Source organism: Microcoleus sp. S13_C3, from assembly GCF_036700905.1.
Classification (GTDB): domain Bacteria; phylum Cyanobacteriota; class Cyanobacteriia; order Cyanobacteriales; family Microcoleaceae; genus Microcoleus.
The window spans coordinates 1-12,105 of sequence record NZ_JAUBPT010000022.1; the positions used below are offsets into that span (position 1 = coordinate 1).

10 protein-coding genes are annotated in these 12,105 nt (G+C 45.0%); 5 read left to right on the top strand and 5 right to left on the bottom strand.

Annotation, left to right across the window (positions count from 1 at the left end; genetic code table 11):
* Positions 1-146 precede the first annotated feature (146 nt).
* On the top strand, positions 147-1,115 hold the full coding sequence (gene secF / locus QUA16_RS08820) for a protein translocase subunit SecF (protein ID WP_333102753.1): 969 nt from the start codon (positions 147-149) through the stop codon (positions 1,113-1,115).
* Positions 1,116-1,362: 247 nt separating this feature from the next.
* Positions 1,363-1,743: a hypothetical protein gene (locus tag QUA16_RS08825; RefSeq protein ID WP_333102754.1), complete on the top strand. Its 381-nt coding sequence runs from the start codon at positions 1,363-1,365 to the stop codon at positions 1,741-1,743.
* 200 nt (positions 1,744-1,943) lie between these two features.
* On the opposite strand, the gene QUA16_RS08830 is transcribed toward QUA16_RS08825, so the two are convergent.
* The 3 genes from QUA16_RS08830 to QUA16_RS08840 all read right to left on the bottom strand — a co-directional run bounded on the left by QUA16_RS08830 (position 1,944) and on the right by QUA16_RS08840 (position 4,455).
* Positions 1,944-3,428 carry an ATP-binding protein gene (locus QUA16_RS08830; RefSeq protein ID WP_333102755.1) on the bottom strand — a complete coding sequence of 495 codons (1,485 nt, stop codon included), beginning with the start codon at positions 3,426-3,428 and terminating at the stop codon, positions 1,944-1,946.
* A 697-nt stretch (positions 3,429-4,125) separates the two neighbouring features.
* Positions 4,126-4,305, bottom strand: coding sequence for a hypothetical protein (locus QUA16_RS08835; RefSeq protein ID WP_333102756.1), 180 nt, complete (start codon positions 4,303-4,305; stop codon positions 4,126-4,128).
* A 24-nt stretch (positions 4,306-4,329) separates the two neighbouring features.
* Positions 4,330-4,455, bottom strand: a complete 126-nt coding sequence (locus QUA16_RS08840; RefSeq protein WP_333102758.1) for a hypothetical protein — start codon at positions 4,453-4,455, stop codon at positions 4,330-4,332.
* 398 nt (positions 4,456-4,853) lie between these two features.
* Here QUA16_RS08840 and QUA16_RS08845 point away from each other — a divergent pair, with 398 nt between their 5' ends.
* Together QUA16_RS08845 and QUA16_RS08850 are read left to right on the top strand one after the other, a co-directional pair.
* Positions 4,854-5,252: a DUF4342 domain-containing protein gene (locus QUA16_RS08845; RefSeq protein ID WP_333102759.1), complete on the top strand. Its 399-nt coding sequence runs from the start codon at positions 4,854-4,856 to the stop codon at positions 5,250-5,252.
* 604 nt (positions 5,253-5,856) lie between these two features.
* A complete protein-coding gene (locus QUA16_RS08850) occupies positions 5,857-6,699 on the top strand; it encodes a hypothetical protein (protein WP_333102761.1) in 843 nt (280 codons plus the stop codon).
* 446 nt (positions 6,700-7,145) lie between these two features.
* Here the strand turns inward: QUA16_RS08850 and QUA16_RS08855 are convergent, their stop codons facing one another.
* The gene (locus QUA16_RS08855) at positions 7,146-8,531 is read right to left on the bottom strand and encodes a hypothetical protein (RefSeq protein WP_333102762.1); all 1,386 of its coding nucleotides are present in this window, start codon (positions 8,529-8,531) and stop codon (positions 7,146-7,148) included.
* A gap of 955 nt (positions 8,532-9,486) precedes the next feature.
* Positions 9,487-11,016 carry a YifB family Mg chelatase-like AAA ATPase gene (locus tag QUA16_RS08860; protein WP_333102763.1) on the bottom strand — a complete coding sequence of 510 codons (1,530 nt, stop codon included), beginning with the start codon at positions 11,014-11,016 and terminating at the stop codon, positions 9,487-9,489.
* A gap of 266 nt (positions 11,017-11,282) precedes the next feature.
* On the opposite strand from QUA16_RS08860, the gene QUA16_RS08865 reads away from it, so the two are divergent.
* Positions 11,283-11,630, top strand: coding sequence for a histidine triad nucleotide-binding protein (locus QUA16_RS08865; RefSeq protein WP_172188364.1), 348 nt, complete (start codon positions 11,283-11,285; stop codon positions 11,628-11,630).
* The last annotated feature ends 475 nt before the right edge of the window (positions 11,631-12,105 follow it).

Genomic DNA, 12,105 nt, shown 5'->3' on the forward strand with positions numbered 1-12,105 from the left:
TGTTGACTGTTGACTGTTGACTGTTGACTGTTGACTGTTGACTGTTGACTGTTGACTGTTGACTGTTGACTGTTTTTTAACTAACTTTTTCCTTCCGTTACATCGCGTATATTGCTCGTTGCCAAACTTCCTTCTTCCTTCAAATTATGAAATTCAGTGTAATCAAACAGCGATCGATCTGGTGGAGTATTTCCGCCGCTATAATCCTCGCAGGTATAGTGTCGATGGCGATTTCTTGGAGTCGTCCCGACATCCGGGCACCGCTGCGCCCAAGTTTAGATTTTGTCGGCGGCACTCGCCTGCAATTTGAGCTCGACTGCACGAAACCGGAAAATTGTAAACCCATCGATCTTGCTGCTGTCCGCGAAGTCCTGGACGCCCAAGGTTTGGCAGGCAGCAGCATTCAAGTTATCGGCAAAGAACAGCGCGGTTTGTCGCTACGCACGAAAACTTTGGATGTCGAACAACGTACTAAGTTGCAAACAGCATTGAACGATAAAATAGGCGCTTTTGCCCCGAAATCTACTCAAATTGATACGGTTGGGCCTACCCTCGGTAAACAATTATTTACTTCGGGATTGTTGGCTGTATTTCTTTCCTTTGCTGGAATTACTATTTACCTGACATTCCGATTTCAGTTAGATTATGCCTTTTTTGCTTTTGTAGCTCTGTTTCACGACGTGTTCATTACTGTGGGTATTTTCTCAATTTTAGGTTTAGTTCAAGGTGTGGAAGTTGACAGTTTATTTGTAGTGGCAATCTTGACAATTATCGGTTTTTCTGTTAACGATACAGTGGTAATTTACGATCGCGTGCGCGAAGTAATCAAGCTAAATCCGGGACAGTCGATCGATCAAATTGTCGATGATGCGGTCATGCAGACGCTGGGAAGGTCAATTAACACGACGATGACAACGCTGCTGACATTGTTTTCAATCTTTTTGTTTGGCGGCGAAACCCTCAAATACTTTGCTTTAGCATTGATTGTCGGCTTTATTGCGGGTGCGTATTCGAGTATTTTCATTGCCAGCACGCTGCTAGCTTGGTGGCGCAGTCGCACCGGCCACTCTATCCCCGTCCCCGCAGAAGGAATCAACCAGTCAGAGGAAGTTTAATTGACTGTTGACGGTTAACTGGTGACGGTTAACTGTTGACTGTTGACTGACTAATAATAAATCATCAATAATCAATCACCAATGATAAATGGCAAATGACAAATGACAAATAATATCATGTCGAATCGAGCGATTAAAAGGGCGGGTTTTTGAGATTGTCAATTATTGGCAGATATTTTTCGTGAACCCGCCCCTACCGTATTAGGGGTAATCGACCGGACATAATATAACAAATAACAAATAACAAATGACTACTGACCAAACTTTTGAAATTGAAGTCCAAAGGCTTCACAAACTAACAGTTTACGGCCGCTGGTTAACAGTGATAGTGCTGTGGATTAGCGTCGGTTCTTTGAGCATTTGGGGTTTGCGCCGCGAAATCGCTTTGTGGTTAGAACACTTCACTTGGGCGGCGGTGCGCTACGGTTTATCTTTTAATCGTTGGCCGACTCTCGGTTTGGGTTTGTGCTTGGGAATGACTTTAGCAGTGCTAACTTGGCAAAGTCGCAATATGGTGCGAGGATTGCCCCTGCGGGAAAAACAGGGTTTGGAACAACAAGTTCGCCGCATTCGCCAACAGGGGCCGAGTCATCCTTTGTGGAAGTGGGTTTGCAAAGGTTCGCGGTAGCCGACGGGCTTTATTCTTTAGTCTCAAGCCAGAGGAACCAAAATTTGACAAGAAGCGGTTTCAACAGCCGAGTCCCTAACTTTTATTGCTCCTTCCTTCTTCCTTCTTCCTTCTTCCTTCTTCAGACTTCCTTCGGACTGACATCCGTTACATCCGTTACATCCGTTACAAAATCCGTTGCCGAACTTCCTTCTGCTATATCACGCAAAGCGAGGCAAAATCTGTGCTAGGGAAGACTGTTGAAGCGGAATTTCGATCGCAAATTCTGCTCCTTTTCCCGGTTCCGAAAAGCACTTCAATGCGCCGCCGTGTTGGTTGACAACAATTTCATAGCTAATCGACAGTCCCAAACCCGTTCCTTGGCCGACCGGCTTAGTAGTAAAGAAAGGGTCAAACAACCGCTTCCGAACATCTTCTGTCATCCCAGGGCCGTTGTCAGAAATTTTAATTATTACCTTTTTTTTCTCAATTAACTCGGTGCGAATCAGAATCGTAGGAATCAGGCGGGTAGAGTTAGAAACTGATGATTGAGTCGTTGTACAAGACTGATTTGGGTCGCATAAGTGCGACTTTTTTTGGTTGTTTTTATCTACATTTTCGTATGTATTAGACTCAACAAGAGCGTAAATTGCATTAAGTAAAATATTCATAAAAACCTGATTTAGCTGTCCGGGATAGCACTGCACCAGCGGCAATTCGCTGTATTCTTTGTGAATTTCGATCGCCTCCTGTCCCGGTTTCGCTTTAAGCTGGCTTTGCAACAGCATAATCGTGTTGTTGATACCGTCGTGAATGTTGACCTGCTTCATTTCAGCTTCGTCTAATCTGCAAAAATTCCGCAGCGACAAAACGATGTCGCGCACTCTTTCTGCACCTTGCTGCATAGAATTTAAGACTTGCGGCAAGTCTTCTAGCAAATAATCGAGTTCGATTTTTTCTGCTTCCGCTTCAATTGCTGCGATGGGCTCGGGACAGTGCTGTCGGTAGATGTCAAGCATCTGCATTAAAGCTTGCGTGTACTCTTTAGCGTGGTGCAAATTGCTGTAGATAAAGCCGATCGGATTGTTGATTTCGTGAGCTACTCCTGCTACTAACTGCCCCAAAGAAGACATTTTCTCTGTTTGAATTAGTTGAGTTTGAGTGCGCTGAAGTTCCAGCAGGGCAAGTTCGAGCTGTTGGGCTTGATGTCTCAATTGCGCTTGCGACTCTCGCATCGCCACGGTTGATAACTCGTGAATTTGCAACTGAGAAAGCAGCAGTTGGTGTACGTCTAAAAGTTTGTAAGTTTCCGGTTCTACTTGTACTACAATTGGTTCGTGGATTAATTCGGGCGATCGCTCCAAAGACTGCCGCACTGCTGTCATAATTGAGGTTTCGCGATCGAGAACCAACATATCCGTTTTAGTAAAGCGGTAGAGTATGAACAAAGGCTGTTGAGAAAATAACTCCAAGCTGTAGGGGCGGCTCATGTGTTCAAAATAACGCCGCCGCGAAATCATCCCTATAAACTTTCCTTGCTGAGTGATGATGATGCCCGGAACTAAAGGGTTTGCTTGAAAAATTTTAGCAACTTCGTCCCCCTGACACTCAGATTCTAGGAAAAAGTCGTACAGGGTTAATTCCTGTAGAGTCGATCGCAAACCAAGCGGCGATTTTAGGGGACTCAACCCGTCAGTTTCATACACTGCTCCCTCCTTTGGTAATTGGCAGTTGCGGTTGGCTGCTGGAGTCTTGCCTACTATTTAGACGGCCTTTTCAACTCTTTTTATAGCTTAGTCATCAACTTCCGTCTGCTCCCTGGAATCCCGTTAATTCAGCAGGATTTTTTTTGTCTTAAATCGTGCTGGTGTCCCCCGAAACGATATTGCAGGTTAGATTGATTTAGCAGCAGACACCCCTTTGAAACTTGACTATGTAGTAAATTTTATATATCCAAGATTTTGCTAATCCGAATATAACAGTCATAACTATTTTTAATGTTTGATGACATTAACTTGGTTCAGATGGATAGACATCTGCGAACTGTGGCAGTACATTTCGTATTACCCCTTGCGTAAAATTATATTACAATAAGACAAGAATAGCGACAAATCAGCAGCAGATCGCCCGATTTTAAAATTCAGGCAAAACAGGTTTCCGGCAATTGCCAATTAATCTCAATTGTCAGTTTTTTTGCACAAATGCCGCACTCAACCCGAAGATTGTATTGTAGGTAGTCTTCCAGCCAGGGACAGCCGATTGCGAGCAATTTGTCAAGTTCGGCAGATTATACTTTAGCCGCATCGACACTCCAAAGCCTCACCGACGAAATTTTTCCCGGCAGATGCTAAAGTTGTGCGATCGCAGCTAAAACTCACATTCCACACATCCGCTTGATGTGCCTTAAAAGTTTCCAGAAAAGTACCGTCGGGCCACCAACTTGAGATTCAAATTCTGTCGCTGGCAAATCCGACACGGAGAATCAAGAGGAAGCAGAAAAAATAATTCTATTTTACCCGACTTTTCCCCAACTTCAACTTCAATTTGAGGAAGTTGGTTTGGTTGCGGTAATATTTCGATCATTATTTCTTCTCCTCCCCCTTGATTTTAGGCAATTCTCATTAGAAACTCTAAGATGTTGATTTGAGGAACATCGGGGGGTGGGGTTTGGTTGGGCGATCGCACTGAGCTAAATTGAAATGACATTGGAGGAAAGTAAGCGACGGTTTCCATGTGCGGTTTCCCGAACTAGAGGTGGTAACTGTATACACGGCGGGGCGATCGTACTTTCAGTACAATGTCAGTATTTCAACCTGTACACCTGTTGAGCCTCAGTCTGTGAGAGTGTGAAAGTCGCTCTCATCCTTTCGTTGTCTGGATTGGAAGTTTTCCAAGGGTTAGGTGGCGCGAGGGTTAGAAGCAGACAGTTAACTAAACGGCACAAGGGAAGTCGGCCGCTAACGCCCACTGAGGAAGGAGTTTAGACTCTCACCGTCAAATCTCAATAGAGAAAAGCACCATAGCACCCCCAGCAATATCACCCAAAAGAATGATTGATAGAAAAAAAGTTGCGTGTTATATTTTAATATAATTCTATACAAAAATACTTTTACCTAAAAGGAGAACAAAAAATGGACACACCTACAGATCGCGAACAAGAACCAGTCGGGACAAGAGAACTCGAATCAATACCTGTATCTGAAAAAGTTTCGTCCCAAAAAGTTAATGACGTTAATTTTGAAACGACTCCTTTAGAAACCCCTACTTATACTCAGGAAAAAGTTAGCGTCGAGGAGGTAAAAATTAACGGAGACGATTTGGTTGCTAAAGTTAAAGAACTGATTCACGAAGGAAATATCCGCCGCATCATTATCAAAAATGAAGAGGGACGGATCTTAGTAGAAGTTCCTTTGACGGTGGGAGTAGTTGGTGGAGTCATCGGTGCGGCATTGTTTCCCGTCATTGCAGCAGTAGGAGCGATAGGTGCATTAGTCGCTCACATGACCATCATCATTGAAAGAACAGAATAAAAAAAATTCAGTTGTTAGTAAGGCTCCTGTCCGGTTAATATCCCGTAATCAAGCTTGTTGGTAGTGAGTACGACTATCCTCTCTTGATAGATGAGAAAAAACTTGTCTTTACTACTAAAAACTTAATTGTGGTTATCTAACCGGACTTGAACAAATTTCAAGCACAAACTGGCTTTATAAATATAGCAAGCGTTGCAGGAGTAGTAAAATTTTTACTACTCCTGCAAGGCTTGCTATATGCTTGCACAGCAAGCATTATAAATAACTCATTTAGCGGGTATTCTTTGTTGAAGTCCGGCTAATCCTATTCCTTTGGAGACTTGGGCAATCACTCTGGGGGTAGAGCCTGGTTAATATATTGGCGAGTTAGATTGGATACAAATGAAGGAAAAACCAAAAGTTCTCTAAACTCCCGAAGCAGAAAGCTGTTAAGCATTTAAACTGGGTATGAGAAAAACGCCCAACGTTTACACGTGAATCTTGTCTGAATCTTGACAGTGAGTTGAAATAAGTGATTCAAATGCTCAACAGCTTAGCTCAAGTTTTCAAACCAGAGCATCTCCTACAGACAAATATTTTTTGAAGAGTTGTGGCGAAGATAATTATGAAACCTAACGAAGAAAATAGTTCTAGCCGTGAAATTCATCAAGAAGTTCACACCGATGCAACTAACGGTCACGTCAGTACAACGCGAACCACTACAAGTGTTCCGAGTACAACTGCGAAGGCTTCTAAAGAAGCAGCTCATCACCAAGGTTATGTACAGGGTGAAATTGCCGAAAACCACCGCCAACTTGGAGTCCAAGAAGTCCGCGATAACGAGAATGCTGGTCGCGGGTTACTGTTAGGGATTCTTCTTACTTCTTTGGTAGGCTTAGTTCTGGGCAGTGTATATTACTTCAGTCGGGGTGAGGAGGCTCCTACTCCTACTGCTGCTCCTGTGATTGTTGTACCGAAAGCGAATCAGCCCTCAGCAACACCAGCTCCGACTCGGACTATAGAGAGAGAAAAAACGATCATTCAAAAGATTGTTCCGGTTCCGGTTCAACCATCTCCAGTTCAAAAGGGTACGCCGAGTCCTCAACCAAGTCCAGCTCAAAAGGCAACTCCGGCTCCTCAAGCAAGTCCGGCTCCCAATATCAATATTACAATTCCAAATTCACAGCAGCAAGATGCACCCGATCAGCAAGCAGCGCCGTCTCCATCTTCGCCGTCAAATAATACCAATACTACGGTTCCGAATTCGCAGAGGGAGCCAGCTTCCACTCCGCCAACTGCTGCACCTGAGAGTTCAGCTACTCCATCTCCAACTCAAGGTGAGGGCGCTCCTGGAGCAGGTACCAGCGGCGACACTAATACCGAAAGCCGGAGCGATTCTAATCCTACGGATACGGTTGTACCTGATAGCAACTCCGGCGCAGAGGGTGCGACTGGTTCACCGCAATAGAAGTTGGATGTCGAATTAGTCAGCCTGGGGTTCAAACCCCAGACTGATAGCTCAAGTCCTTTAAAGCTGATATCTGGCACCAGTCTCAAGAACAGGCTTTCCGGCCTGTTCCACAAAGAGTAGATTTGCTTGTGGGGAGTAGGGGTTGGGCTTCTAGCCCGCCCAAAAAAGGATTATTGAGAATGGTGCAACATATTAGTTAAAGAGGACTTTTTTTTATGGTTTAAACTGAAATCTGGCACCATTCTCAATTAGCCTGCTATAGGCGGGATCTCCTGCCCAAAACCTACTCCCCACAAGAAAAGAAAACTCATTCTTTGTGAAACAGGCCGGAAAGCCTGTTAAGCGAGAATGGTGCAACATCTCAGACTAACCGGACATTGTGGCTGAACTCAAGAAACCTGGTTTCTGCGGTGGAAAACCTTTTAAGAGTGTGCCAACCTATCCTAAGAAACTGTTTGGTGAACTAATTTAACTTTCCCTAAAGCCGTCTTCCTGCTGTCAAAGAGTTTCATCACGCCGGAGGTGATGGTCTCGATGACATCGGGAGCGCAGTAAGAGAGAAACTCTTCCGAAGAACTAGGATCTGCAAAAAACTCTTGAGCTTTCTTCAAAAAGTTTTCTGTTTCAGCAAAGCCGATAGATTTGATAATAAACGTAGAAACCGGGGAGTTTTTAATATCATAGCGCGATTCTTGATTGCGTCCTATTTCTAGCAGGTCTAACACTTCTCTTTGCAACTGACTGTCTAAGGGGTAGGCGCTCTGTCTGTTGGGCAAGTAATCCTCCAAAACCGAGGTTTTAAATCCTGGTGTGCGTAATTCTCCCATCATAGTTGAAAGCGGAATATCGCGCCCCAAACGGTAGGAAAGAGCTTCTAAAATGGCGATGGTAATTAGCTTTACCCCCAGATAAAGTTTAGCAACTTCGATATTTTTGCGAGTTCGGGCAATCAGGTTAGCGTAGGTTTCCTCGTCCGGCTCTTGCATAAACTGCTGGAAAACCAGTTCGGGTTTGAGGAAGTTCAAAAATCCTTCCATTTTTTGCAGAGACCTGCGATATCCGGCAACAGTATAGGAATTAACATTGGTCAATTCGTGGTTGGTTTCTGGCATCAAATTCCAGGTATTGTCTAAAAAATTAGAGGAATTGGGAGAGGCAAAATTCTCGACATCTCTATTGGCTAACCTGACAGAACGCTTGACAATTTCTACAATTTCTGCATAGCTCCATCCCAAGTTAAAATCGCGATTCGCACTTGCCAAACGCTGGTGCAAAAGTTCGATCGCACTCAAACCGCTGGGCGAAACGGGACGAAAAGGAATAGTAGCTTCGATGCAAGCGGCGATTTCGGCGATCGTACTAGGTGGCAAAAAAGGCTCCAAAGATTTGGCAGCAATAACGGCACTCAAAAATTCGTTTTGGCCGCCAAACGGAGAGAGAGTCTTGCCGGGAATAAACCCAAATACTGAGGCCACTAGGTGATACATGGCATCGTCGGGCAGTTCGGTTTCATTTCTAATAACTAACTGCGATCGCACCTCTTTGACAAAAGGACAAAGGGCGCTGCTAATATTGAAACTAACGCCCTGATCGACTTGCACGTACACGAGGTCGTGAAACAGCGCAGCCAGCACCTCGATCGGATCGACTGACCCCCCAACCTCAAAAATGTGTTCCGACGTGTGAAAGTAGCGCCAAGGCCCTCTCATCGTTTGAATAATTAGCTCTGCTATCTGCTCGAGCTTTGGAATGTCTACTCGACCTCCCAATTGCTCGATCGAGCTTACCAAGCAATCCAAGCACCGTTTTTGTTCTGCGAAAAGCTCCATTTACACACCTCCAGTGCATTCCCTGATTGTCTTGCGTTTGATTGCATGGTATCAAAACGCGCTGCGATCGTGCCATAATTCGTCACTCAAAAATTTCAAATTTTAGGGTGAAACAGGGAGAGGGGGCGAGAGAAAGAGGAAGAGCGAGGCAGAGCGAGGGAGAGCGAGGGAGAGAGAGAGCGAGAAATTAAATATTAAAAATTCTGCCGTTGTGGATCTTCGGGCAACTTGGGCGATCGGTATCATAAATTACAGTAAAAATGACATAAACTGGGTATAAACTTGATGAATTTTTGATGAAATTATGATGGGTTTTTGACAAAAGCTGTGGGTGGGTGGCATTGACACCAGCTTCAAGCTGCAGTGGTCTAAATACTGCGTGTAGCCTCAGAATAAGATTCCTAGACGTGCTGATAAACCTCTTGATATTTGCGCTGATACAATTGAGTTGATTAGCTTTCGGGCAGTTGGTCTAAAGCTTCCTATCGCCACTTTAACTGCTGCCTTGGTTTGCTGTCGCCTCCCCCAATCTAACACAAACAGAACTTACACAACTGTCACCAGTGATCCTGGCACCATGCAGCACAAAATCAGATAATAAACATGGGAAAATCGGGGGGTTTCAGTGGCTCAATTAAATAATTGGACAACATCAATCGACCTTAAATACCCGCTTAATCCCTTAGTCCCCCTCTGCTGGGACTTCGTATGTTTAGAAGTGATTTCAATCGCCGAATCAACTGTTATATTCCCAACTTTTTTAAGAAGTCGGGGATCGGGGGATTGTGTCTTTTGAGCCGTTGCTGACCAAGAATTTCTTGATCGTACCCCCCACGTGATTTATCCGTGGAATCAATCCCAAATCGAAAATCGAAAATCCTCAAGAAAGAGCATTTATCCGTGGGGTCGCCTCTAAAATCTAAAATCTAAAATCTAAAATCTAAAATCGATTGACTTACTGCATCCGATCGATCGTCCGATACTGCACCGCCTCCGCCACATGATTCGTTTTCAAGCTTTCATCCCCCGACAAATCAGCAATAGTTCTAGCAACCTTCAAAATGCGATCGCTCCCCCTCGCCGACAGCCCCAACTTCCGAATCGCCATCTCCAATAAATTCCGAGAAGCATCATCCAACTGACACCATTTATTAATGTGACTGCTTTGCATCTGGGCATTACAGCGCAAACTAGATTCCGACTGAAAACGGCGAGTTGCGAGTTCTCGCGCCCGCTGCACCCTCACCCGCACAGGTTCCGACTCCTCCCCCGTCGGCTGTCGCGTAATTTCCTCGGGTTTCAAACGATTTACGGCCACTTGCAAATCAATCCGATCCATCAAAGGCCCCGAAAGTTTAGCCCAATATTGCTCCCTCTTTTGCGGCGAACAAGTACACTGTTGAATCGAATCGCCGTAATAACCGCAAGCACAAGGATTCGTACTTGCAACTAAAGTGAATTGCGCCGGAAACATCACCGATTGTCTCGTCCGAGAAATCGTCACATAACCATCTTCCAGCGGTTGTCGCAAAAACTCCAAAACATCTCTTTTAAACTCAGTTAATTCATCCAAAAAAAGAATGCCACGATGTGCTAAAGAAATTTCGCCCGGACGCGGAAAACTGCCGCCACCTACCAAAGAAGGGCCGGATGCCGAATGGTGAGGACTGCGAAAAGGTCGATCGCCCACCAAGCTTCCCTTATCCTTCAGCAACCCCGCCACCGAATGAATCTGAGTTACATCCAAAGCTTCATCAAAAGTCAGCGGCGGCAAAATACCCGGCAAACGCCTCGCCAACATCGTCTTACCGCTCCCTGGCGGCCCCACAAAAATTAAATTGTGTCCCCCCGCCGCCGCAATTTCCAAAGCCCGCCGCGCGTGAATTTGCCCCTTTACATCCTTTAAATCTAGACCAGAAAACCGGGTTTTGGCTAACTCTTCTCTACCGTTTACTTCTACAGGCGAATAAACTTCAGGATTGTTCAAAAAATCAGTAACTGCAAAAATATTCTCAAAACCATAAACAGATATTCCGTGCACCAAAGCCGCTTCTTGCGCGTTACCAGCCGGTACAACCAACCCCGAAATACCCATTCTTTGAGCAGCAGCGGCGATCGGCAAAACCCCAGCCACAGGGCGCAAACTCCCATCTAAAGAAAGTTCCCCTAAAAACAAATAATCTCCCAAAAGTTGAGCGCTGACTTGTTCTGATGCTGCTAAAATGCCAATGGCGATCGGCAAATCAAAACTCGGCCCTTCCTTCCGCAAATCCGCCGGAGTCAAATTAATCACAATACTCCGCATCGGAAAAGCATATCCAGAATTTTTTAGCGTAGCCTTAACCCTTTCTTTAGCTTCTTGCACCGCAGAATCGGGCAACCCCACAACGACGATTTTCGGTAGCCCCCCTGACACATCAGCCTCAACACCCACCTTTACCGCGTCAATTCCAACGATCGATGCACTCCAAACCCTAGCAAGCATTTTTCTTTATCCTTAATTTGCCTGTCCTTGATTCATCATCTATTATGATTAACAATGACTAATGAATATCGGGAGAGGCGAGAAAAACTTTTCCTTGCCTCTTCTTTTTCTCCTCTTCCCTCTCTCCTGCTGAGTCTTCCCTCTTCCCACTTCCCCTTCTCCCTTCCGCCTTCTGCCCTCTTCCTTCTGCCCTCTTCCGTCAAACTCCATCCGTTAAATCCGTTACATCCGTTACACAATCCGTTGCCGAACTTCGTTAACAACCCATGACAACTCAAGAAACGCTTTTCAGCAAAATCATCCGCAAAGAGATTCCCGCAGACATCGTTTATGAGGACGACTTGGCCCTCGCGTTCCGAGATATCCATCCGCAAGCACCCGTCCACATCCTCGTCATCCCCAAACAGCCTATTGCCAAATTAGCCGATGCCGAGTCTGAAGATCATGCTCTCATGGGACACTTGCTGCTGACTGTCAAGCGGGTAGCAGAACAACTCGGACTTAGCAACGGCTATCGCGTCGTCATTAATAGCGGCAGCGACGGCGGCCAAACTGTAGACCACCTGCACCTTCACATTCTCGGCGGACGGCAGATGAAGTGGCCCCCAGGCTAAAGGCTAATTTTTACGCACAACTTGCGGACTCATCCTCAGAAACCCGGTTGATTTCTATTGCCCAGCGCCTCAGAAACCGGGTTTCTTTTTTCGTCAATAAACCCGGTTGATTGGCTCTGATTGAGAATGCAGCCCGATCGCACTAGAAACCCGGTTTTCACTATTCTCCAGATAAAAATTTTCCCTCGCAGAATCCACAGGGTATATGTGAATAAATATTAAAAATTCTCTACCCCAGACGTAATTAACAGATATTTAAACAGAAAGAGAATCGACCTGAAAAAAATAATTTGCTAAAACTGCTGAACCCATCTACAGCTAATAGATTCAGTTCTTCAGGTCGCTATATTTAACCTGTTATGTGGGTAATATTGCTTTGTAAAAAACTACAAATATTTACCAATAATCCAGTTTTTGTAAATGTTTGTAAAATCTTTAAATTGTCAGCAGTAATCCCTTGGCAAACTAGAGTGAA

What these genes read in the sequence shown, in the direction of transcription:
- QUA16_RS08845 (WP_333102759.1), top strand. Translation starts at nt 4,854, where the DNA reads ATGGACACACCTACAGATCGCGAACAAGAACCAGTCGGGACAAGAGAA.
- QUA16_RS08855 (WP_333102762.1), bottom strand. Translation starts at nt 8,531, where the DNA reads ATGGAGCTTTTCGCAGAACAAAAACGGTGCTTGGATTGCTTGGTAAGC.
- QUA16_RS08865 (WP_172188364.1), top strand. Translation starts at nt 11,283, where the DNA reads ATGACAACTCAAGAAACGCTTTTCAGCAAAATCATCCGCAAAGAGATT.
- QUA16_RS08850 (WP_333102761.1), top strand. Translation starts at nt 5,857, where the DNA reads ATGAAACCTAACGAAGAAAATAGTTCTAGCCGTGAAATTCATCAAGAA.
- QUA16_RS08840 (WP_333102758.1), bottom strand. Translation starts at nt 4,455, where the DNA reads ATGGAAACCGTCGCTTACTTTCCTCCAATGTCATTTCAATTTAGCTCA.
- QUA16_RS08835 (WP_333102756.1), bottom strand. Translation starts at nt 4,305, where the DNA reads ATGATCGAAATATTACCGCAACCAAACCAACTTCCTCAAATTGAAGTT.
- QUA16_RS08860 (WP_333102763.1), bottom strand. Translation starts at nt 11,016, where the DNA reads ATGCTTGCTAGGGTTTGGAGTGCATCGATCGTTGGAATTGACGCGGTA.
- secF (WP_333102753.1), top strand. Translation starts at nt 147, where the DNA reads ATGAAATTCAGTGTAATCAAACAGCGATCGATCTGGTGGAGTATTTCC.
- QUA16_RS08825 (WP_333102754.1), top strand. Translation starts at nt 1,363, where the DNA reads ATGACTACTGACCAAACTTTTGAAATTGAAGTCCAAAGGCTTCACAAA.